The sequence below is a fragment of the Variovorax jilinensis genome (assembly GCF_030316885.1).
Lineage (GTDB): Bacteria > Pseudomonadota > Gammaproteobacteria > Burkholderiales > Burkholderiaceae_C > Variovorax > Variovorax jilinensis.
The window spans coordinates 535,286-557,420 of record NZ_JASZYQ010000002.1; the positions used below are offsets into that span (position 1 = coordinate 535,286).

Genomic DNA, 22,135 nt, shown 5'->3' on the forward strand with positions numbered 1-22,135 from the left:
TCCGCGATGACTTCACTGCCGCAGCGCGATGAGCGCCACGGCAGCGCCTTCGATCACTGCTTCTTCTGTGCAGCGTCTTCCACCTTCTGGCCACCCTTCTGGATGTCCTGGCCCGCACCCTTCATGGTGTTGCAACCGGCCAGCGGGACGGCAAAGGCAAAGACGACGGCGATCATTGCGGCAAGCTTCTTCATGATGGAACTCCTTCGTTGAAATGGTCGAGAAAGGCGAATGGATTCATTCCCCCCGACAACGAAGTTATTCGGCACGGCTCCCGTTCCGTGTCAGCCAAGACGCAAAAAAGCTGCCCGTGGGCAGCTTTCCTGGATGCGCGCTCAGCGGAAATCAGCGCTGGGCGATCGGCTTCACGTCGCGCTTGACCGAACCTTCGAACAGCTGGCGCGGACGGCCGATCTTGTAGTCGGGGTCGCCGATCATCTCGTTGAGCTGGGCAATCCAGCCGACCGTGCGGGCCAGCGCGAAGACGGCCGTGAACAGCGGCACCGGGATGCCGATCGCGCGTTGCACGATGCCCGAGTAGAAGTCGACGTTCGGGTAGAGCTTGCGCGAGACGAAGTATTCGTCTTCCAGCGCGATCTTCTCGAGCGCCATCGCGAGCTTGAACAGCGGATCGTTCTCGAGGCCCAGTTCGCCGAGCACTTCCTTGCAGGTTTCCTGCATGAGCTTGGCGCGCGGGTCGTAGTTCTTGTAGACGCGGTGCCCGAAGCCCATCAGCTTGACGCTCGAGTTCTTGTCCTTGACCTGCTTGATGAACTCGCCGATCTTCTCGACGCCGCCAGCCTTCTGGATGTCATAGAGCATGTTGAGCGCCGCCTCGTTGGCGCCGCCGTGGGCCGGGCCCCAGAGGCAGGCCACGCCGGCCGCGATCGCCGCGAACGGGTTGGTGCCCGACGAGCCGCACAGGCGCACGGTCGAGGTCGAGGCGTTCTGCTCGTGGTCGGCATGCAGGATGAAGATGCGGTCCAGCGCGCGCTCGAGCACCGGGCTGACCTTGTACTCCTCGCAGGGCGTGGCGAACATCATGTGCAGGAAGTTGCCCGCATAGCTCAGGTCGTTGCGCGGGTACATGTAGGGCTGGCCCACGGTGTACTTGTAGGCCATGGCGACCAGCGTCGGCATCTTCGCGATCAGGCGGATGGCGGCGATCTCGCGGTGCTTCGGATTGTTGATGTCCGTGGAGTCGTGATAGAAGGCCGACAGCGCGCCGACCAGGCCGGTCATGATGGCCATCGGATGCGCGTCGCGGCGGAATCCGCGCAGGAAGAACTGCATCTGCTCGTTGACCATCGTGTGGTTGGTCACGAGCTTGGTGAAGTTGGTCTTCTTGGCTTCGTCGGGCAGTTCGCCGTAGAGCAGCAGGTGGCAGGTCTCGAGGAAGTCGCAGTTGGTGGCCAGCTGCTCGATCGGGTAGCCGCGATACAGGAGCTCGCCCTTGTCGCCGTCGATGTAGGTGATGGCCGATTCGCACGAAGCCGTCGACATGAAGCCCGGGTCATAGGTGAACATCCCCGTCTGGGCGTAGAGCTTGCGGATGTCGATCACGTCGGGGCCGAGCGTGCCCTTGTAGATCGGCAACTCGACGTTCTGGCCGCCGTTGCTGAACGAAAGGGTGGCCTTGGTCTCGGATGCTTTCATTTCGAGGTTCTTTCAAAAGGGATTGATCAGAAATTAACGGATTGCGCGCCGTCGGTGCGCATCAATTGCAACAAGCGGACCACTTCGGCCCCGGCCCATGCGGGCTCGGGCTCCTTCCGGGCGAGCAGCAGGTCGAGCAGGTCGTTGTCCGACAGGTCCATCAATGTCTCCAGTGCCTGTGCCTGCCCGCAGGTCAGGTCCGCTTCATGGCGTTCGAAGAAACGCGCGATGAACAGGTCGTTCTCGAGCAATCCGCGCCGGCAACGCCACTTGAGCTTGCTCAGCGCGCGAACGCTGATGGGCTGGGCGAGGTCGTCGGCAGTTTGCATGGTGCTTCTCTCTAGATGGCGCGGCGCACCATCAGTTCCTTGATCTTGCCGATCGCCCGGGTCGGATTGAGGTTCTTCGGGCAGACGTCGACGCAGTTCATGATCGAGTGGCAGCGGAACAGGCGGTACGGGTCCTCGAGGTTGTCGAGGCGCTCGCCGGTGGCTTCGTCGCGGCTGTCGGCGATGAAGCGGTAGGCCTGCAGCAGGCCGGCCGGGCCGACGAACTTGTCGGGATTCCACCAGAAGCTCGGGCAGCTGGTCGAGCAGCTCGCGCACAGGATGCACTCGTACAGGCCGTTGAGCTCGTCGCGCTCCTCGGGCGACTGCAGGCGTTCCTTCTCGGGCGGCACGCTGTCGTTCTGCAGGTACGGCTTGATCGAGTTGTACTGCTTGAAGAACTGCGTCATGTCGACGATCAGGTCGCGGATGACCGGCAGGCCCGGCAGCGGCTTGAGCACGATCGTGCCCTTGAGCGTGAGCATGTTCGTCAGGCAGGCCAGGCCGTTCTTGCCGTTGATGTTCATCGCGTCGGAGCCGCAGACGCCTTCGCGGCAGGAGCGGCGGAACGACAGCGTCGGGTCCTGCGCCTTGAGCTTCATGAGGGCGTCGAGCAGCATGCGTTCGTGGCCGTCGAGTTCAATCTCGACCGTCTGCATGTAGGGCTTGGCGTCCTTGTCCGGGTCATAGCGGTAGATCTGGAATGTGCGCTTCATCGTGGATTCCTTTTTAATCAGTTGGGGACAGAGCTTGCGGCGCTTCGCGCCGCTGCGGTCTGTCCCACAAAGCCTTCAGAACGTCCGAACCTTGGGCGGCACCGATGCCACCGTGAGCGGCTGCATCTTGACCGGCTTGTAGGACAGGCGGTTGTCCTGGCTGTACCAGAGCGTGTGCTTCATCCATTCGGCGTCGTTGCGGCCCAGCGGTGCGACCGGATCGTCGGCCGGGCGTTCGTAGTCTTCGACCGTGTGGGCACCGCGGCATTCGCGGCGGGCCGCGGCCGAGACCATCGTGGCCTGCGCCACCTCGATCAGGTTGTCGACCTCGAGCGCCTCGATGCGGGCGGTGTTGAAGACCCGCGACTTGTCCTTGAGCGTGACCGCGGCGACGCGCTCGCGCACTGCCGCGATCTTCTTCACGCCTTCGTCCATCGAGGCCTGCTTGCGGAACACGGCCGCGTGCTGCTGCATGACGGCGCGGATCTCGTTGGCGACGTCCTGCGCGTATTCGCCGGAGGTCGACGACTCGAGCTGGTTCAGGCGCTCGAGCGTGCGGTCGGCGGCGTCGGCCGGCAGTTCCTTGTGTTCCTTCAGCTTGTCGTTGAACTCGACGATGTGGTTGCCGGCCGCGCGGCCGAACACCAGCAGGTCGAGCAGCGAGTTGGTGCCCAGGCGGTTGGCGCCGTGCACGCTCACGCAGGAGCATTCGCCCACCGCGTAGAGGCCGTTGACCACGGCGCTGTTCTCTTCGCCCTTCTGGATCACGACCTGGCCGTTGATGTTGGTCGGGATGCCGCCCATCTGGTAGTGGATGGTCGGCACCACGGGGATCGGCTCCTTCGTGATGTCGACGTTGGCGAAGTTGACGCCGATCTCGTACACCGAAGGCAGGCGCTTGTGGATGGTCTCGGCACCGAGGTGGTCGAGCTTCAGCAGCACGTAGTCCTTGTTCGGGCCGCAGCCGCGGCCTTCCTTGATCTCCTGGTCCATCGAGCGCGAGACGAAGTCGCGCGGCGCCAGGTCCTTCAGCGTGGGCGCGTAGCGCTCCATGAAGCGCTCGCCGTTGCTGTTGAGCAGGATCGCGCCCTCGCCGCGGCAGCCTTCGGTCAGCAGCACGCCGGCACCGGCCACGCCGGTCGGGTGGAACTGCCAGAACTCCATGTCCTGCAGCGGAATGCCCGAGCGTGCCGCCATGCCGAGGCCGTCGCCGGTGTTGATGAAGGCGTTGGTCGAAGCCGCGAAGATGCGGCCCGCGCCGCCGGTGGCAAGCAGCACGGTCTTGGCCTGCAGGATGTGCAGGTCGCCGGTTTCCATCTCGAGCGCGGTGACGCCGACCACGTCGCCTTCGGCGTCGCGGATCAGGTCGAGCGCCATCCACTCGACGAAGAACTGGGTGCGTGCCTCGACGTTCTTCTGGTAGAGCGTGTGCAGCATGGCGTGGCCGGTGCGGTCGGCCGCGGCGCAGGCGCGCTGGACCGGCTTCTCGCCGTAGTTGGCCGTGTGGCCGCCGAAGGGGCGCTGGTAGATGGTGCCGTCCGGATTGCGGTCGAAGGGCATGCCGAAGTGCTCGAGCTCGTACACGACCTTGGGCGCTTCACGGCACATGAACTCGATCGCGTCCTGGTCACCGAGCCAGTCGGAGCCCTTGATCGTGTCGTAGAAGTGGTAGTGCCAGTTGTCCTCGCTCATGTTGCCGAGCGAGGCGCCGACGCCGCCCTGGGCAGCGACCGTGTGCGAGCGGGTCGGGAACACCTTGGAGAGCACGGCGACGTTGAGGCCGGCGCGCGCGAGCTGCAGCGAGGCACGCATGCCGGAGCCGCCGGCGCCGACGATGACGACGTCGAACTTGCGCTTGGTGATTTGGTCTTTGGTATATGCGGTCATAGCGAGTTCAGAGCCTCCAGAGCACTTGAATGGCCCAACCCGCGCAACCGACAAGCCAGACGATCGTGAAAACCTGGCACAGCAGGCGAATGCCCACCGGCTGGACGTAGTCCATCCAGACATCGCGCATGCCGACCCAGACGTGATAGAGCAGCGAGGCGATGACGACGAAGGTCAGCACCTTCATCCACTGGGCGGCGAAGATGCCGGCCCACAGGTCGTAGCCGATCGGACCGCTCTTGAAGATGAGTTGCGCCAGCACGATGATCGTGAACAGCGCCATGAGGGCGGCCGTGATGCGCTGGCTGAGCCAGTCGCGCAGGCCGTAGTGGGCACCGACGACGATGCGCTTGGAACCGTAGTTGACGGACATGTTCTGTTTCTCCTGCGCGGTTCAGTAGAGGCCGAACAGCTTGGCGCCGAGCACGACCGTCATCAGCACGCTCAGGGCCAGCGTCGCGAGAGCGGTGCTGTTGCCGGATTTCTTGTCCACGGCGTGGTGGTTGACATCCATGTAGAGGTGACGCAGGCCGGCGATGAAGTGATGCAGATACGCCCAGATCAGCGCCAGTGCCACCAGCTTGATGAGCCAGCCGGGCAGGAAGCCGATGCCGCTGTTGAATGCGGCCTTGAAGCGCGCGAACGAGATCTCGGAGGACAACGAGGTGTCGAACATCCAGATGATGAAGGGAAGCAGCAGGAACATCAGCACACCGCTGATGCGATGCAGGATCGAGACGATGCCGGCGGGCGGCAGCCGATAGGTGCTGAGGTCGGAGAGGGGGTTGATGTTGCGGAACTCTCGCCGCGGTTGTCGGGGTGGGGTGGCCAGCTCTGTCATGGGGGCTTTCGGTTTTTACGAGGGGCTACTTGTTCTTCGGCGAAAAGCAAACAACTCAAAATTCTATTGCAATGCAACAACATGCGACTTCGCGCGCCCGTACGTCGCACTGGCATGCAGGGATGCTGCCGCCGTGCGAGAGGCCGGTGCCGCCTCAGCCCAGCTCGTTGCGATAGTGGTGCGTGTCCGTGCGATAGAGGCCGCGGCGCAGCTCCATGGGCGTGTCATGGTACGTGTGCGCGACCCGTTCCACGCTCAGCAGCGGTGTCGCGCACGAGACCGCCAGCAGCGCGGCCTGCGCAGCATCGGGCAGCACGGCGCGGATCTTTTCCTCGGCGCGCACCATGCGCACGCCGAATTCCGTTTCGAAAAGTGCGTACATCGGACCGCGCCAGGCCCGCAGCCGTTCCGCGGTCAGGCCCTTGAACGGCAGGCCCGGAAGCCACAGGTCCTCGAGGATGGTCGGCGTGCCCCGATAGGCCAGCACGCGCCGCACCTGCAGAACCGCGTCGCCGGTGCGCAGTGCCAGCGCCCGCGCGACGTCGGCGCTCGCGCGCTGGCGCCGGCAATCGACGATCTCGCGATCGGCCGGGCCTTCGCTGTCGACGTCGCCGCTGTCGGGGACCAGCTTGAGGAAGCGGTACTGCACATGCTGCTCGGCGTGGGTGGCGACGAAGGTGCCCTTGCCCTGGCGCCGCACCACGAGGTTCTCGGCCGCCAGTTCGTCGATCGCCTTGCGCACCGTGCCCTGGCTGACGCGGAAGCGCGCAGCGAGGTCGATCTCGCTCGGGATCGGCTCGCCCGGCTTCCATTCGCCGGTGTGCAGCCCCTGCAGGATCAGGGACTTGATCTGCTGGTAGAGCGGGCTGAACGAGGGCGTCGAGAGCTCCGCGACGGGGCTGGCAGGGGTGGTCATGGGCGTGGGCGGGGTGCACCGAGTCGGTGCTTTGGCCCACATCTTATATAAGACATAAGACACGCGCCACCGAAACCTCAAATCGGCATAAAATCGAAGACGGCCCCGTTGGCCCCCCGGTGTTTGCGCCGGACCCGACTTCCCGGCCGCACGCTGCGGCCTTGCACAGTTTCATCACTTCCTGGAGTTTTCCCATGAGCAAAAAGCCTGTTCGCGTTGCCGTCACCGGCGCTGCCGGCCAAATCGGTTACGCCCTGCTGTTCCGCATCGCCTCCGGCGAAATGCTCGGCAAGGACCAGCCGGTCATCCTGCAACTGCTCGAGATCCCCGACGAAAAGGCCCAGAAGGCGCTCAAGGGCGTGATGATGGAGCTCGACGACTGCGCCTTCCCGCTGCTGGCCGGCATGGAAGCCCACGGCGACCCGATGACCGCCTTCAAGGATGCCGACTACGCGCTGCTGGTCGGTTCGCGCCCGCGCGGCCCCGGCATGGAACGCGCCGAGCTGCTGGCTGTCAATGGCGCCATCTTCACCGCGCAAGGCAAGGCGCTCAACGCCGTCGCCAGCCGCAACGTCAAGGTGCTGGTGGTCGGCAATCCCGCGAACACCAACGCCTACATCGCGATGAAGAGCGCGCCGGACCTGCCGCGCAAGAACTTCACCGCCATGCTGCGCCTCGACCACAACCGCGCCGCCAGCCAGCTCGCCGCCAAGACCGGCAAGGCCGTGGCCGACATCGAGAAGCTCACGGTCTGGGGCAACCACTCCCCCACCATGTACGCCGACTACCGCTTCGCCACCATCAACGGCGAAAGCGTGGCCAAGCTGATCAACGACCAGGAATGGAACGCCAACACCTTCCTGCCGACCGTCGGCAAGCGCGGCGCCGCCATCATCGAGGCGCGCGGACTGTCGTCGGCTGCATCGGCTGCCAATGCCGCCATCGACCACATGCGCGACTGGGCCCTCGGCACCAACGGCAAGTGGGTCACGATGGGCATTCCTTCGGACGGCCAGTACGGCATTCCCAAGGACACCATGTTCGGCTTCCCGGTCACCTGCGAGAACGGTGAATACAAGCTGGTCGAGGGCCTCGAGATCGACGCCTTCAGCCAGGAACGCATCGACAAGACCCTGAAGGAACTGCAGGACGAGCAGGCCGGCGTCGCCCACCTGCTGTAATTCGTGACCGGCATGCTCGACTGGAATCCCGCGCTCTACAGCCGTTTCGAGGATCAGCGCACGCGCCCGGCCAGGGACCTGCTCGCACGCGTGCCGCTGGCCGCTGCGAGCCGCGTGATCGATCTCGGCTGCGGCCCGGGCAATTCCACCGAGCTGCTGGTGCAGCGTTTTCCTGCTGCCGACGTGGTCGGCACCGACAATTCCGAGCCGATGCTCGAAAGCGCGCGCCAGCGACTGCCGCAGGCACGCTTCGAGTTCGGCGACATCGGCACCTGGGCGCCCGATGCCGCTCGCGGCAATGCGCCCGACCTGATCTATGCCAATGCCTCGCTGCAGTGGGTGCCCGACCACGAGGCGCTGATTCCGCGCCTGTTCGCGGCACTTGCCCCCGGCGGGGTTCTGGCTGTCCAGATGCCCGACAACCGCCAGGAACCCACCCATCGCCTGATGCGCGAAGTGGCCGGCGAGGCGCCCTGGGCGCAGGCCATCGGCAACCCCGAACGGCTGCGTACCGAGCTGCTGGGCATCGAGGGCTACTACGACCTGCTGGCGGCCGAAGCGGCGACGGTCGATGTGTGGCGCACCGCCTACCAGCATCCGATGGCTTCGGCGGCGGCGATCGTCGAATGGGTGAGCGGTACCGGGCTCAAGCCCTTCGTCGACCCGCTGCCAGGCGAGCTGAGGACCAGCTACCTGGCCGAGTACGAGCGCCGCATCGCGCTTGCCTATCCGGCGCGTGCCGACGGGCAGTTGCTGCTGGCCTTTCCGCGCATGTTCATCGTGGCGCAGAAGAAGGCCTGACACCGTGCTGAATCCGAATCCGTCCGCCAGCCATCCGCGCGAGGTACTGCTCGGTGCGCAGGCCGGCGGCGTCGTGCTCCCGGTCTGCGATCACTACAGCGGCGTCGAGGCGCGCATGCGCAAGAGCCTCGCGCTGCAGGCCGAGCTGGCCGAGGAATTCGGCGCCTGCGTTTTTGACGTCACGCTCGACTGCGAGGATGGCGCTCCGGTGGGCGGCGAGGCCGAACATGCGTCGCTGGTCACCGAGCTGGCGCTGGCGGCGGCCCAAGGGATGCGCGTCGGCGCGCGAGTGCACCCGGTCGACCATCCGGCCTTCGCGGGCGACGTGCTCACCATCGCGGCGCGTGCCGGCCACCGCCTGAGCCACCTGATGGTGCCCAAGGTCGAATCGGTCGACGACGTGCGCGAGGCGGCGCTGGCGCTCGACGCAGCCGGTGCCGAGGCGCTGCCGCTGCACGTCCTGATCGAATCGCCCTTGGCGGTGCACCACGCCTTCGAGATCGCGGCCCATCCGCGTGTGCAGTCGCTGAGCTTCGGGCTCATGGATTTCGTCTCCGCCCATGGCGGCGCCATTCCGGCTGACGGCATGGGCGCCGCGGGCCAGTTCACCCATCCGCTGGTGGTGCGCGCCAAGCTCGAGATCGCCTCGGCCGCGCATGCCCATGGCAAGGTGCCCTCGCACTGCGTCGTGACTGAATTTCGGGATGTCGGCGCCTTGCGCGCCGCGGCACGCCGCGCGGCGACCGAATTCGGCTACACGCGCATGTGGAGCATCCACCCGGACCAGATCCGGCCCATCCTCGAGGCCTTCGCGCCCGACGAGCGCCAGATTCAACTCGCTACAAAAATCATGTCCGCGGCCGTACGGGCGGCATGGGCGCCGGTCAGCATCGATGGCACATTGCATGACCGCGCCAGCTACCGTCATTTCTGGCAGGTACTCGAACGTGCGCATGCCACCGGCCGCAGCCTGCCTCCCGAGGCGCAACAGTGGTTCGCGCCCTCACTTCCCTGATTGAACCCCCAGCCCCCGAAAGAAGACACACCATGAAGTCGATTGCCCTGATCGCCGCCGCCGCGCTCGCACTGCCGTTCGCCGCCGTGGCCCAGACCAGTTCATCGGGCACCGCGCCCAAGCAGGCCGCGCCCAGCAAGCAGCCGGCGGCCAACACGACCGGCAAGAAGGTCGTGCAGAAGGTCGTGCCCAAGCGCGTCATCAAGAAGGTCGAGGAGGCCAAGCCCATCGCCACCGGCGACGAAGCGGACGTCGTGCTCTCCGAGCAGGACCTGAAGGTCGCCGAGACCATCCTCACCGGCACCATCAAGTGCGAACTCGGCGCCAGCGTCAACATCGAGGCCGATCCCAAGAAGCCCGGCTACTTCGTCCTCACGCACGCCAACGTGCGCTATCGGCTGCACCCGGTTTCCAGCCGCACCGGCGCGGTTCGCCTCGAGGACCCGGTGCGCGAAGCCATGTGGCTGCAGCTCGGGAACAAGTCGATGCTCATGAGCCAGAAGCAGGGCATCCGACTGGCCGACGAATGCCAGGCCTCCAAGCAGCTCGAGGTGGCCGAGGACATGAAGAAGAACCCGCCGCAGGGCCTGTTCGACACGAGCGACAGCTCGGCGACCGGCGCCAAGAAACCCTAATCCATCCAGGGCGCGGCTCTTGCTTGCAGGTTCGAGACGCTCGCCCATTTCGTGTTTCCGGAGAAAAGAAGATGTTGCAAGCCTACGTTGAACACGTTGCCGAACGCGCCGCGCTCGGCATCCCACCCCTGCCGCTGACCGCCAAGCAGACCGCCGAGCTGATCGAGCTCATGAAGACGCCGACGGTGGCCCAGGCCGATTTCCTGCTCGACCTGCTGACGCACCGCGTGCCGGCCGGCGTCGACGACGCCGCCAAGGTCAAGGCCAGCTACCTCGCGGCGGTCGCCCACGGCACCGAGAAGAGCCTGCTGCTGACGCGCGCCCGCGCGACCGAGCTGCTGGGCACCATGCTGGGTGGCTACAACATCGGCCCGCTGGTCGACCTGCTGGACGACGCCGAAGTCGGCGCCGTGGCGGCCGAGGGGCTCAAGAAGACGCTGCTCATGTTCGACCAGTTCCACGACGTCAAGGAAAAGGCCGACGCCGGGAATGCCAACGCCCAGGCCGTGCTGCAGAGCTGGGCCGATGCCGAGTGGTTCACGAGCCGCCCCGAAGTGCCCGAGAGCATCACCGTGAGCATCTTCAAGGTGGCCGGCGAGATCAACACCGACGACCTGTCGCCCGCACCCGACGCGACCACGCGTCCGGACATCCCGATGCACGCCCTGGCGATGCACAAGAACGCGCGCCCGGGCATCGTGCCCGAGGAAGACGGCAAGCGCGGCCCGGTGAAGTTCATCGAGGACCTGCGCGCCCGCGGCCACCTGGTGGCCTACGCCGGCGACGTCGTCGGCACGGGCTCGTCGCGCAAGAGCGCGACCAACTCGGTGCTGTGGTTCACCGGCGAGGACATCCCCTACGTGCCGAACAAGCGCTTCGGCGGCGTCTGCCTCGGCGGCAAGATCGCGCCGATCTTCTACAACACCATGGAAGACTCGGGCGCGCTGCCGATCGAGCTCGACGTCAGCCAGATGAACATGGGCGACGTGGTCGAGCTGCGTCCCTATGACGGCAAGGCGCTCAAGGACGGCAAGGTGATCGCCGAGTTTTCGGTCAAGAGCGACGTGCTGTTCGACGAAGTCCGCGCCGGCGGCCGCATTCCGCTGATCATCGGCCGCGGCCTCACGGCCAAGGCGCGCGAGGCGCTGGGCCTGCCCGCCTCCACGCTGTTCCGCCTGCCGGTCAGCCCGGTCGACACCAAGAAGGGCTTCTCGCTGGCGCAGAAGATGGTCGGCCGTGCCTGCGGCCTGCCGGAAGGCCAGGGCGTGCGCCCCGGCACCTACTGCGAACCGAAGATGACCTCGGTCGGCAGCCAGGACACCACCGGACCGATGACCCGCGACGAGCTCAAGGACCTGGCCTGCCTCGGCTTCAGCGCCGACCTGGTCATGCAGTCCTTCTGCCACACGGCGGCCTATCCCAAGAAGGTCGACGTCAAGATGCACCACGAGCTGCCGGACTTCATGGCCACGCGCGGCGGCGTCTCGCTGCGTCCCGGCGATGGCGTGATCCACAGCTGGCTCAACCGCCTGCTGACGCCCGACACGGTCGGCACCGGCGGCGACAGCCACACCCGCTTCCCGATCGGCATCAGCTTTCCGGCCGGCTCCGGCCTGGTGGCCTTCGCGGCCGCCACCGGCGTGATGCCGCTGGACATGCCCGAGTCCGTGCTGGTGCGCTTCAAGGGCCAGATGCAGCCCGGCGTCACGCTGCGCGACCTGGTCAACGCGATCCCGCTGTACGCGATCAAGGCCGGCCACCTGACGGTCGAGAAGAAGGGCAAGAAGAACATCTTCTCGGGCCGCATCCTCGAGATCGAGGGCCTGCCCGATCTGAAGGTCGAACAGGCCTTCGAGCTCAGCGACGCGTCGGCCGAACGCTCGGCCGCGGGCTGCACGGTGCACCTCAACAAGGAACCGATCATCGAGTACATCAACAGCAACATCACGCTGATGCGCTGGATGATCGCCGAAGGCTATGCCGACGGCCGCACGCTGGCGCGCCGCATCGCGGCGCAGGAAGCCTGGCTCAAGAACCCGCAGCTGCTCAAGGGCGACGACGATGCCGACTACGCGGCCGTGATCGAGATCGACCTGGCCGACATCCACGAGCCGATCGTGGCCTGCCCGAACGACCCCGACGACGTCAAGACGCTGTCGGACGTGGCCGGCGCCGCCATCGACGAAGTGTTCATCGGCTCCTGCATGACCAACATCGGCCACTTCCGCGCGGCATCGAAGTTGCTCGAAGGCAAGCGCGACATCCCGGTCAAGCTGTGGATCGCCCCGCCGACCAAGATGGACGCTCAGCAACTCACCGAGGAAGGCCACTACGGTGTCTTCGGCAACGCCGGTGCGCGCACCGAGATGCCGGGCTGCTCGCTCTGCATGGGCAATCAGGCGCAGGTGCGCGAAGGCGCGACCGTGATGTCGACCAGCACGCGCAACTTCCCCAACCGGCTCGGCAAGAACACCAACGTGTACCTCGGCAGTGCGGAACTGGCAGCCATCTGCTCGCGCCTCGGCCGCATCCCGACGCGGGAAGAGTACATGGCGAGCGTCGGTGTTCTCGATGCGTCGAGCGATCAGATCTACCAGTATCTGAACTTCGACCGCATCGACGAATACAAGGACATCGCGGCCGGCGTCGCGGCCTGACGAAGTGTCAGGGCGCCGTCGATCGGCGTCCGTTCTCGAAAGTCGAAAGCCCCGCAGCCGCGGGGCTTTTTCATTTGGCCTGCTGGGTGCTCAGCCCACGTCGACCTTGCGGTGCTCCCCCATGTCGGTCGGCGGCTTGCCGGTGATCGCGGCCTTGGCCATCTTGTAGAGCTGCACCATCTTGCTGTCGTCGACGTCCCAGTACTCGGCCTCGAGGATGCGCACGCCGAGCAGGCCGAGGTTCGGATCGCCGGCGCCCTTCGGAAACCAGCTCTTGGCCATGGTGGTGAAGAGCGACTCCTTCAGCGCGGCGTCCTCGATCAGGCCGGCCTGGCCCGAGACGGAGACGTAGCTGTCGGCATCGGTATCCGCATAGGCCACGTTGACGCTGGAATCGGTCGCGACGTGTCGCGCGATCTCGCCGTCCTTGGGAATGAAGAAATAGAGCGTCGCGCCTTCGTCGAAGCTCTTGTTCTGCGTGGTCAGCGGATGGCTGTGCAGCTGGCCATCGCCGTGGCGGTGGGTCAGCATGCCGAAGCGGGTGTCCTTGATCAGATCCCACAGCTTGGCGTGTTCGTCGGGGGTGCTCATTGGCGGTTCTCCGGTGGTGGTTGGCTGGTTGACAGCGAGAGCCTCCAAGCTAGGCCGGCAGCCGTGCAGGCCACGCGCTGCCATGACGCATTCGCGTGTCGTCCATTGCCGACGCGCCAGGGCCGCCCAGCGGGGCGAGGGCGCGACTCAGCGCGCGCCCGCTGCGCCGCGTGCCAGCGCTGCGAGCGCCTCTGCAGTGCGCGCATCGGCCGGGAAGAATGATTCCACCGCCAGTTCCTGCAGGGTGACGTCCACCGGTGTGCCGAAGATGGTCGTGGTGCTGATGAAGCTCAGCACCCCCTCGGGCGTGACGAGCTGGAACGGCATCACGACGTTCGAGAGCTCGCCGCCGACGGCTGGCGCATCGTGCCCGACCTGCGGCTGCGGCAGGCCGGCCAGCTCCTCGTGCAGCGCCACCAGGCCGGCGTCGCCGGTGGCGGCAATCTGTTGCTGCAGCCGTTCGAGCAGGTGCTGGCGCCACTGCGCCAGGTTCGCGATGCGTGGCGCGAGGCCTTCGGGGTGCAGGCTGAGACGCAGCACGTTGACCGGTGCCTCGAGCAGGTGGGGGGCGGCGCCGGCCATCAGCAGCGGCACCATCGCGTTGTGCGCCACCAGGTTCCAGTGGCGATCGACGGCCAGCGCCGGAAAGGGTTCGTGGCCCTTGAGCACCAGGTCGACCGCCTGCCGCGCCGAGGCCAGGGCCGGATCGTCGAGCGAGCGCTGGCGGTACATCGGCGCGTAGCCGGCTGCCACCAGCAGCGCATTGCGCTCGCGCAGCGGCACCTCCAGGCGCTCGGCCAGCCGCAGCACCATCTCGCGGCTCGGTTCGGCCCGGCCGGTCTCGACGTAGCTCAGGTGCCGCGTCGACACCCTTGCCTCGTGGGCGAGGTCGAGCTGGCTCAGCCGGCGATGCTGGCGCCAGTGGCGCAGGTGGGCGCCGAAGGGATCGGTCGCGGTCGGCGGCGGGGCGCTCGGTGTGTTCATGGCGCCATCCTAGTGAAACGGTGCAGCGCGGCCATGACCTTTGAGGTCATCGACCCGCGCACGGTCCCGGTCATCGAAGCCTGCTATCTTCGAGAGGCTTCCACGAACAAAGGAGTTTCCCCATGCCCAAAGATGCGGCCCACGCCTTCGCCCCCCTGCTCAAGACCTTCAAGACGGCGTCGGGCAAGGCCGGCAAATACTGGTCGCTCAAGGAACTCGCGAAGCAATACCCCAACGTCGCGAAGCTGCCGGTCTCGATCCGCATCGTGCTCGAATCGGTGCTGCGCAACTGCGACGGGCAGAAGGTCACGTCAGAGCACGTCGAGCAGCTCTCGAACTGGTCGCCGAACGCCGAGCGCACCGAGGAGATCCCCTTTGTCGTCACGCGCGTGGTGCTGCAGGACTTCACGGGCGTGCCGCTGCTGGCCGACCTGGCGGCGATGCGCAGCGTCGCGCAGTCGCTCGGCAAGTCGCCCAAGACCATCGAGCCGCTGGTGCCGGTCGACCTGGTGGTCGACCACTCGGTGATGGTCGACTACTACGGCACGCCGAAGGCACTCGACCTCAACATGAAGCTCGAGTTCCAGCGCAACAACGAGCGCTACCAGTTCATGAAGTGGGGCATGCAGGCCTTCGACACCTTCGGCGTGGTGCCGCCGGGCTTCGGCATCGTCCACCAGGTGAACCTCGAGTACTTTGCACGCGGCGTCTACAAGAGCCCGAACGACAAGGGCGAGGTGCCGACTTGGTATCCCGATTCGCTGGTCGGCACCGACAGCCACACCACCATGATCAACGGCATCGGCGTGGTCGGCTGGGGCGTCGGGGGCATCGAGGCCGAGGCCGCGATGCTGGGCCAGCCGGTCTACATGCTGACGCCCGACGTGGTCGGCTTCGAACTGACGGGCAAGCTGCGCGAAGGCGTCACGGCCACCGACCTCGTGCTCTACGTCACGGCGATCCTGCGCGGCGAGAAGGTGGTGGGCAAGTTCGTCGAGTTCTTCGGCCCCGGCGCGGCTTCGATCGCGGTGCCCGACCGCGCCACCATCGGCAACATGGCACCCGAATACGGCGCCACGATGGGCTTCTTTCCGGTCGACGAGATGACGGTCGCCTACTTCAAGGGCACCGGCCGCACCGATGCCGAGGTCGAGCGCTTCGAGGCCTACTACAGGGCGCAGGGCCTGTTCGGCATGCCCGCGCCCGGCGAGCTCGAATACACCAAGGTCGTGAAGCTCGACCTCGGCACCGTGTCGCCGAGCCTCGCGGGGCCGAAGCGGCCGCAGGACCGCATCGACCTCGGGCATCTGTCGACCAAGTTCTCGGAGCTCTACAGCAAGCCGAACGAGGCCAACGGCTTCAACCAGCCGGCCGACACGCTGAAGCTGCGCTATCCGCTGCCGCAGGAGGCCACCAAGGGCCCGGTCACGATCGGCAACGGCGATGTGCTGATCGCCGCCATCACCTCGTGCACCAACACCTCCAACCCCAGCGTGATGCTGGCGGCCGGCCTGCTGGCCAAGAAGGCAGTGGAGGCGGGCCTCACGGTCAAGCCGCACGTGAAGACCTCGCTCGCCCCGGGCTCGCGCATCGTGACCGAGTACCTCGAGAAGGCCGGCCTCCTGCCCTACCTCGAGAAGCTGGGCTTCTACCTGGCGGGCTACGGCTGCACCACCTGCATCGGCAACGCCGGCGACCTCACGCCCGAGATCAACGAGGTCATCACGAAGAACAACCTGATCGGCGCGGCCGTGTTGTCGGGCAACCGCAATTTCGAGGCCCGCATCCATCCGAACCTGAAGGCCAACTTCCTGGCCTCGCCGCCGCTGGTGGTGGCCTTCGCGATCGCCGGCAACGTGATGGTCGACCTCATGACCCAGCCGGTGGGCAAGAACAGGAAGGGCCAGGACGTCTTCCTCGGGGACATCTGGCCGTCGACGCAGGAGATCGACGAGAACCTGCGCTTCGCCATGAATGCCAAGGCCTTCCGCCAGAACTACGAGCAGATCAAGGACAACCCGGGCAAGCTCTGGAGCAGCATCAAGGGCACGCAGGGTCAGGTCTACGACTGGCCCAAGTCGACCTACATCGCCGAGCCGCCGTTCTTCGAGGGCTTCAAGATGAAGCCGCATGCGAGCGACGCAGGCTTCACCGGCGCGCGCATCATGGCCCTGTTCGGCGACTCGATCACCACCGACCACATCTCGCCGGCCGGCTCGATCAAGGAAAGCTCGCCCGCGGGCATCTGGCTCAAGGCGCACGGCGTCCCGAAGGCCGACTTCAACAGCTACGGCTCGCGCCGCGGCAACCACGACGTCATGGTGCGCGGCACCTTCGCCAACGTGCGCATCAAGAACCTCATGATCCCGGCCGATGCCGAGGGCTCGCGCGAGGAGGGCGGCCTGACGCTGTTCCAGCCCGGCAACGAGAAGATGTTCATCTACGACGCCGCCATGAAGTACATGGCGCAGGGCGTGCCGACCGTGATCTTCGGCGGCGAGGAATACGGCACCGGCTCCTCGCGCGACTGGGCCGCCAAGGGCACGCAGCTGCTGGGCATCAAGGCCGTGGTGGCGCGCAGCTTCGAGCGCATCCACCGCGCCAACCTGGTCGGGATGGGCGTGCTGCCGCTGCAGTTCCGCGGCGCCGATTCGTGGGAAAGCCTCGGCCTCACGGGCGACGAGAAGATCGATGTCGTGATCGGCGGCGAGCTCAAGCCGCAGATGGACGTGAAGATCGTGGTGCACCGGCCCGACGGCACCCATCAGGAGGTCACGGTGCGCCTGCGCATCGACACCCCGATCGAGGTCGACTACTACAAGCACGGCGGCATCCTGCCCTTCGTGCTGCGGCAGTTGCTTGCCAACTAGCTCCTGACGGGAGCCTGAGCCGTCGAGTGGCACAGAGGCCCATGGATTCTTCGGCCTTTGCGCACCAAAGCCGGGAGTTTTCGAGAATAATTCTCATTTTGCATTCTCTGGACTCCCCGGGTGACCACAATGAACGAGGCGGCCTCTGCCGTCATCAGCCTCGATGAACTTCCCAGCCACCAATGGGCCACAGTGCTCGATGTCCTGCGCCCCGAGGAGGCCGAGGGCAAGGAACTGGTCCTGCGCCTGACCGAGATCGGCTTCGTGCCCGGCGAGGCTGTCCGCATCGTCGCCACCGGCGTGCCCGGCCGGGAGCCGCTGGCCGTGCGCCTGGGCCACACCACCTTCGCATTGCGTCGTCACGAAGCGGCGATGGTCCGCGTCACCGCCGGAGCGGTCGGCCATGGTTGAGGCGACGCTCCAGTTCCAGCCCGGCGCTGCGGTGTCCAGCAGCCCGCCCGAACGCATCGCGCTGCTCGGCAACCCCAACTGCGGCAAGACCGCGCTGTTCAACCTGCTGACCGGCAGCCGCCAGAAGGTGGCCAACTACGCAGGCGTCACGGTCGAGCGCAAGGAAGGCGTCCTGCGCACCGCGGGCGGCCGTCGTGTCTTCGTGCTCGACCTGCCGGGCGCCTACAGCCTCAACGCGCTGTCGGCCGACGAGGCCGTGACGCGCGACGTGATCACCGGCAAGAGCAACGAATCCCTGCCGGACCTGCTGGTCTGCGTCACCGACGCCACCAACCTGCGGCTCAACCTTCGGCTGGTGCTGGAAGCCAAGAAGCTCGGCCTGCCGATGGTGGTGGCGCTCAACATGACCGACATGGCCAAGAAGCAGGGCATCGCGGTCGATACCGCGGTGCTCTCGCGCGAACTCGGCCTGCCCGTGATCGAGACCGTCGGCGTGCACTCGGGTGGGGCCAAGGGGCTGCTCGAGGCGCTCGACGCGCCGGTGGCGGTGGCCGTTCCGCAACCCTGGCATGCCTCGAACCTCGACGAGGTGCTCGACACCCAGCGCGAAGTGCGCCGCATCCTGGGCCTCGCAGTGCGCGAGCCGGCCGGCAGCCTCGGTACCAGCGACCGCATCGACCGGGTCGTGATGCATCCGCTGTGGGGCATGGTGGTGCTGGCCGTCACCATGTTCCTGATGTTCCAGGCGGTGTTCAGCTGGGCCGAGGTGCCGATGGGCCTGATCGAAGGCGCGACCGCCGCCCTGGGCGAGTTCATCAAGACCTATCTGCCCGAAGGCATGCTGCAGAGCCTGCTGGTGGACGGCATCATCGCGGGCGTCGGCGGCGTCATCGTCTTCCTGCCGCAGATCCTGATCCTGTTCCTGTTCATCCTGGCGCTGGAAGATTCGGGCTACCTGCCGCGTGCGGCGTTCCTGCTCGACCGCGTGATGGGCACGGTCGGCCTGTCCGGGCGCTCGTTCATTCCGCTGCTGTCGAGCTTCGCCTGTGCGATCCCCGGCGTGATGGCCACGCGCACGATCAGCAACTGGCGCGATCGCATCACGACCATCATGATCGCGCCGCTCATGACCTGCTCGGCACGGCTGCCGGTCTACGCGCTGCTGATCGCGGCCTTCATTCCGTCGCGCACCGTGGGCGGCATCTTCAACCTGCAGGGCGTGGTGCTGTTCGCGCTGTATGTCTTCGGCATCGTCTCGGCGATGGCGGTGGCCTGGGTCATGAAGCGCTTCCGCGACAGCAGGCAGCGCTCGCCGCTCATGATGGAGCTGCCGGCATACCGCTGGCCCAACCTGCGCAACCTGGCGCTGGGCCTCTACGAGCGGGCCTGGATCTTCATCCAGCGCGTGGGCACGATCATCCTCACGCTGACGATCCTGCTCTGGTTCCTGTCGACCTTCCCGTCGCCGCCCGAGGGCGCGACCGGGCCCGCGATCCAGTACAGCCTGGCCGGCATGATCGGCCGCGCGCTCGAGCACGTCTTCGCGCCGATCGGCTTCAACTGGCAGATCTCGATCGCGCTGGTGCCGGGCCTGGCGGCGCGCGAGGTCGCGGTCGGCGCGCTCGGTACGGTCTATGCGCTGTCGGCCACCGGCGACGAGGTGGCGGGCCAGCTCGAGCCGCTGATCGCGGCCAGCTGGTCGATGGCGACCGCGCTGTCGCTGCTGGTCTGGTACGTTTTCGCACCGCAATGTCTCGCCACCTTGGCCGCGGTCAAGCGCGAGACCGGCTCCTGGCGTTATGTTCTGATCATGGCCGGGTACCTGTTCGGACTCGCCTACATCGCGTGCTGGATCACCTACCGGGTGGCGCTCGCGTTGACGGGAGGATGAGATGACGCAGCAGATCGTGGTGGCATTGATCGTCGGCCTGGCAGCGATCTACGCCGTCTGGCGCTGGATGCCGGCGCGCTGGCGCCGCGGTGCGGCCGGCCGGCTGGCGGCGGGCTCGCAGCGCGCGGGCCTGGTCGACGCCGAGCGCGCCGAGCGCCTGGCGGCGACGCTCGGCAAGGCGTCGGGCTGCGGTTCGTGCGACAGCTGCGGCAGCTGCGCACCCTCGGCCAGGCCGGGCCAGCAGGACGCCACCGACACCAGCCGCACCGTGCATCCGCACTGAGTGGGCGCCATGCCGGCCCACATCCTGATCGCGGGCGGCGGCATCGCGGGCCTCGCGAGCGCGCTGGCGCTGGCGCGGCGATGTCACCGGATCGATCTGTTCGAGCAGGCGGTCGCCTTTGCCGAAGTCGGCGCCGGCATCCAGCTCGGTCCCAATGTCACGCGTCGGCTGCAGGCCCTTGGCGTGTACGAGGCATTGACGCGGGTCGCCGCCCGTCCCGACGCCCTGGTGGTGCGCAGCGCCTTCGACGACCGCGAACTCGCCCGACTGCCGCTCGGCAACGCGATGCTGCGCAGCTACGCGGCACCCTACCTCTGCGTGCATCGCGCCGACCTGCATGCGCTGCTGCTCGCGGCAGTGCGCGGCAGCGGCGCGGTCACGCTGACCACCGCGGCACGCATCGGCCAGGTGGCGGCCCGCTCGCAAGCCGTCAGCGTGTCGAGCACCGACGACCGGGTCTGGGAGGGCGATGCGCTGGTCGGCGCCGACGGGCTCTGGAGCACGGTGCGCGCCAAGGTGCTCGCGCAGGACGCGCCACCGCAGGCCACCGGCCACACGGCCTGGCGCGCGCTGGTCGACATGGCGGCGCTGCCGCCCGCGCTGCGCAGCACGCAGGTGCGGGTCTGGCTCGGGCCGCGGCTGCACGCGGTGGCCTACCCGGTGCGGCGTGGCGAGGCACTCAATGTCGTGGTGCTGGCCGAGGCGGCGCCGGTCGGCGATGCGCGCGACTGGGATCAGGCGGCGAGCCTGTCGTCGCTGCAGGCCGCCACGGGCCGCACGGCCGCCGGGCTGCAGGCCTTGCTGGAGGCCGTGCCTGCATGGCGCGCCTGGACGCTCAACGACCGCGACCCGCTGCAGGGGCCGGCTCAGATGGCCGACGAGCGCATCGCGCTGGTGGGCGATGCGGCGCATCCGATGCTGCCCTACCTGGCGCAGGGCGCAGGCATGGCGATCGAGGACGCGGTGGCGCTGGCCGAGGCGCTCGATGGCGGCGATGCGGCCGCGGTGCCGGCCGCCTGGGCGCGCTTTGCCGAACTGCGCTGGCAGCGCAATGCCCAGGTGCAGGCCAGGGCGCGGCGCAATGGCGAGATCTTCCATGCCACGGGGCCGCTGCGCTGGGGCCGCGATGCTGCGCTGCGACTTCTCGGTGCGCGGTTGCTCGATGTGCCCTGGCTCTACGAGGGTTGAGAGACGCTCAGAGGCTGAAGCTGCGCAGGTGATCGATGCGCCTGGCGAGCCCGGCGGCACCGAGGTAGTGGCTCAGCCGGCCCGCCTGCACCTCGACCCAGGCCGGTTCCAGCTCGGCAAGCATTCCGTCGCGGGCTGCGGCATAGGCCGCGGCCAGGTCGGCGTGGTTGCGGCCGTAGGCTTCGGCCACCAGGCGGGCCGCCGCGGGGGCGCCGCAGGCGACGCACTCCGCGACCGCCGTGGGGCTCGGCTCGGCGCCGTGCGCGAGCAGCAGCGAAACCAGCTCCGGCGACAGGGCGCTGTCGATGAAATCGAGCGCATCGGGCGCCACGGGTGCGCCGGCCTCCACCAGCGCCCGGGCTGCCTCGTGGGCGCCATGGCTCAGCGCGAGATCGGTGGCGATCGCGCTGCCGTGCAGCGGTCCGGCCAGCGATACGCCGGCCGCCGCCAGCCGCGCGATCAGCGCCGGGTCGTCGGTGGCGATCGCATGGCGCAGCGCCACCCGCGCGCGGGGCGCGTCCTCGCCCAGCGTGCCGGCCGCGAGCGGCGTGCGCCAGTCGACCATGGCTCGGCGGTAGAAGGCGACCAGGCGGTCGACCAGCCCGAGCTCCAGCCCATGAGCCTGATGCCGGTCGTCGAGGTATTCGAGCAGCGCCTGGCCGGTGAAGTAGTCGCCCGCCGGCGCCAGCGGATCGGCGTCGAGCTGCAGGCTTTCGAGGGCCGCGCAGAGGTCGTGCGCCACGGTGGTCATGCCGTCCTCGTGCAGTTCGTGCGGCCAGGGTGAGGGCAGCCCCTGCTTCCAGGCCAGCACATGGCCGTCGTCGGGCCCGGGCTCGACCACGACGTAGATCCGGTCGGCATCGTCGCAGCCGCCGATCGGCAACAGGGTCAGCCGGCCGTCCCAGGCTTCGCCGGTTTCCACCGCTGCCTCGCGAGCGGCCTCGCGCTCGTGCGCGATCCAGCCCTGGAGGTCGTGGCGGCCCTCGCCCGGCAGCCCGAAGAGCTCGCTCCAGGCCACCGATTCCTCGTTGCCGTTGATGCGCAGGTGCAGGTCGTAGTCGAGGCGCCCGCCCGCGGCCTCCCGCCACAGCGCGACCAGCTCGGCCGGCAACGGACCCGCGCAGGCGGTGCGGACCGCCTCGATCTGCGGCTCGGTCAGCGGCGGCTGGGCGTCGAAGATGACGCGCCGCGCGAACAGCACGATGCCGTGCGTGCGCAGCAGCGCGAGTTCTTCGGTGTCGAAGAAGTCCTTGTCGTCCATGCCCGTCTCCTCGTCGTTCGCCCGC

The 22,135-nt window shown here is 67.4% G+C and carries 21 protein-coding genes; 10 read left to right on the forward strand and 11 right to left on the reverse strand.

The window, feature by feature from the left end:
• Window positions 1-53 precede the first annotated feature (53 nt).
• From QTH87_RS09570 to QTH87_RS09605, 8 genes are all read right to left on the reverse strand, one after another.
• On the reverse strand, window positions 54-176 hold the full coding sequence (locus tag QTH87_RS09570; protein WP_444812775.1) for an entericidin A/B family lipoprotein: 123 nt from the start codon (window positions 174-176) through the stop codon (window positions 54-56).
• A gap of 169 nt (window positions 177-345) precedes the next feature.
• Window positions 346-1,656 (reverse strand): citrate synthase, encoded by a 1,311-nt coding sequence (gene gltA / locus QTH87_RS09575; RefSeq protein ID WP_286608680.1) that lies wholly within the window; start codon window positions 1,654-1,656, stop codon window positions 346-348.
• A gap of 26 nt (window positions 1,657-1,682) precedes the next feature.
• Window positions 1,683-1,985 (reverse strand): FAD assembly factor SdhE, encoded by a 303-nt coding sequence (locus QTH87_RS09580; protein ID WP_286608681.1) that lies wholly within the window; start codon window positions 1,983-1,985, stop codon window positions 1,683-1,685.
• 11 nt (window positions 1,986-1,996) lie between these two features.
• Window positions 1,997-2,698 carry a succinate dehydrogenase iron-sulfur subunit gene (locus tag QTH87_RS09585; RefSeq protein WP_286608682.1) on the reverse strand — a complete coding sequence of 234 codons (702 nt, stop codon included), beginning with the start codon at window positions 2,696-2,698 and terminating at the stop codon, window positions 1,997-1,999.
• 75 nt (window positions 2,699-2,773) lie between these two features.
• Window positions 2,774-4,585 (reverse strand): succinate dehydrogenase flavoprotein subunit, encoded by a 1,812-nt coding sequence (gene sdhA, locus QTH87_RS09590; RefSeq protein ID WP_286608683.1) that lies wholly within the window; start codon window positions 4,583-4,585, stop codon window positions 2,774-2,776.
• 7 nt (window positions 4,586-4,592) lie between these two features.
• Window positions 4,593-4,958: a succinate dehydrogenase, hydrophobic membrane anchor protein gene (gene sdhD, locus QTH87_RS09595; protein WP_286608684.1), complete on the reverse strand. Its 366-nt coding sequence runs from the start codon at window positions 4,956-4,958 to the stop codon at window positions 4,593-4,595.
• Window positions 4,959-4,979: 21 nt separating this feature from the next.
• Window positions 4,980-5,426, reverse strand: coding sequence for a succinate dehydrogenase, cytochrome b556 subunit (sdhC, locus tag QTH87_RS09600; RefSeq protein WP_286608685.1), 447 nt, complete (start codon window positions 5,424-5,426; stop codon window positions 4,980-4,982).
• Between the two features lie 154 nt (window positions 5,427-5,580).
• Window positions 5,581-6,342 carry a GntR family transcriptional regulator gene (locus QTH87_RS09605; protein ID WP_286608686.1) on the reverse strand — a complete coding sequence of 254 codons (762 nt, stop codon included), beginning with the start codon at window positions 6,340-6,342 and terminating at the stop codon, window positions 5,581-5,583.
• A gap of 194 nt (window positions 6,343-6,536) precedes the next feature.
• Here QTH87_RS09605 and QTH87_RS09610 point away from each other — a divergent pair, with 194 nt between their 5' ends.
• The 5 genes from QTH87_RS09610 (at window position 6,537) to QTH87_RS09630 (ending at window position 12,631) form a co-directional block, all read left to right on the forward strand.
• A complete protein-coding gene (locus QTH87_RS09610) occupies window positions 6,537-7,523 on the forward strand; it encodes a malate dehydrogenase (RefSeq protein ID WP_286608687.1) in 987 nt (328 codons plus the stop codon).
• 12 nt (window positions 7,524-7,535) lie between these two features.
• The gene (gene tam / locus QTH87_RS09615) at window positions 7,536-8,324 is read left to right on the forward strand and encodes a trans-aconitate 2-methyltransferase (RefSeq protein ID WP_286609059.1); all 789 of its coding nucleotides are present in this window, start codon (window positions 7,536-7,538) and stop codon (window positions 8,322-8,324) included.
• Between the two features lie 4 nt (window positions 8,325-8,328).
• Entirely contained in the window at window positions 8,329-9,339 is a 1,011-nt protein-coding gene (locus tag QTH87_RS09620; protein WP_444812763.1) for an HpcH/HpaI aldolase/citrate lyase family protein, read from the forward strand.
• Between the two features lie 32 nt (window positions 9,340-9,371).
• Complete coding sequence (locus QTH87_RS09625; RefSeq protein ID WP_286608688.1) at window positions 9,372-9,974, forward strand: hypothetical protein; 603 nt, start codon at window positions 9,372-9,374, stop codon at window positions 9,972-9,974.
• A gap of 71 nt (window positions 9,975-10,045) precedes the next feature.
• Window positions 10,046-12,631: a bifunctional aconitate hydratase 2/2-methylisocitrate dehydratase gene (locus QTH87_RS09630; RefSeq protein WP_286608689.1), complete on the forward strand. Its 2,586-nt coding sequence runs from the start codon at window positions 10,046-10,048 to the stop codon at window positions 12,629-12,631.
• Between the two features lie 90 nt (window positions 12,632-12,721).
• On the opposite strand, the gene QTH87_RS09635 is transcribed toward QTH87_RS09630, so the two are convergent.
• Window positions 12,722-13,222 carry a pyridoxamine 5'-phosphate oxidase family protein gene (locus QTH87_RS09635; protein ID WP_286608690.1) on the reverse strand — a complete coding sequence of 167 codons (501 nt, stop codon included), beginning with the start codon at window positions 13,220-13,222 and terminating at the stop codon, window positions 12,722-12,724.
• 147 nt (window positions 13,223-13,369) lie between these two features.
• Window positions 13,370-14,206 carry a helix-turn-helix domain-containing protein gene (locus QTH87_RS09640; RefSeq protein ID WP_286608691.1) on the reverse strand — a complete coding sequence of 279 codons (837 nt, stop codon included), beginning with the start codon at window positions 14,204-14,206 and terminating at the stop codon, window positions 13,370-13,372.
• Window positions 14,207-14,328: 122 nt separating this feature from the next.
• Between QTH87_RS09640 and acnA the strand changes: the two genes are divergently transcribed.
• The 5 genes from acnA to QTH87_RS09665 all read left to right on the forward strand — a co-directional run bounded on the left by acnA (window position 14,329) and on the right by QTH87_RS09665 (window position 20,849).
• The gene (acnA, locus tag QTH87_RS09645; protein WP_286608692.1) at window positions 14,329-17,076 is read left to right on the forward strand and encodes an aconitate hydratase AcnA; all 2,748 of its coding nucleotides are present in this window, start codon (window positions 14,329-14,331) and stop codon (window positions 17,074-17,076) included.
• Window positions 17,077-17,205: 129 nt separating this feature from the next.
• Window positions 17,206-17,487 carry a FeoA family protein gene (locus QTH87_RS09650; RefSeq protein WP_286608693.1) on the forward strand — a complete coding sequence of 94 codons (282 nt, stop codon included), beginning with the start codon at window positions 17,206-17,208 and terminating at the stop codon, window positions 17,485-17,487.
• The gene (feoB, locus tag QTH87_RS09655; RefSeq protein WP_286608694.1) at window positions 17,480-19,378 is read left to right on the forward strand and encodes a ferrous iron transporter B; all 1,899 of its coding nucleotides are present in this window, start codon (window positions 17,480-17,482) and stop codon (window positions 19,376-19,378) included. Before QTH87_RS09650 ends, feoB begins: the two co-directional genes overlap by 8 nt.
• A 1-nt stretch (window position 19,379) precedes the next feature.
• Window positions 19,380-19,661, forward strand: coding sequence for a DUF6587 family protein (locus QTH87_RS09660; RefSeq protein ID WP_286608695.1), 282 nt, complete (start codon window positions 19,380-19,382; stop codon window positions 19,659-19,661).
• A 9-nt stretch (window positions 19,662-19,670) separates the two neighbouring features.
• On the forward strand, window positions 19,671-20,849 hold the full coding sequence (locus QTH87_RS09665) for an FAD-dependent monooxygenase (protein WP_286608696.1): 1,179 nt from the start codon (window positions 19,671-19,673) through the stop codon (window positions 20,847-20,849).
• Window positions 20,850-20,856: 7 nt separating this feature from the next.
• On the opposite strand, the gene QTH87_RS09670 is transcribed toward QTH87_RS09665, so the two are convergent.
• Window positions 20,857-22,110, reverse strand: coding sequence for an SMI1/KNR4 family protein (locus QTH87_RS09670; protein ID WP_286608697.1), 1,254 nt, complete (start codon window positions 22,108-22,110; stop codon window positions 20,857-20,859).
• Between the last annotated feature and the right edge of the window lie 25 nt (window positions 22,111-22,135).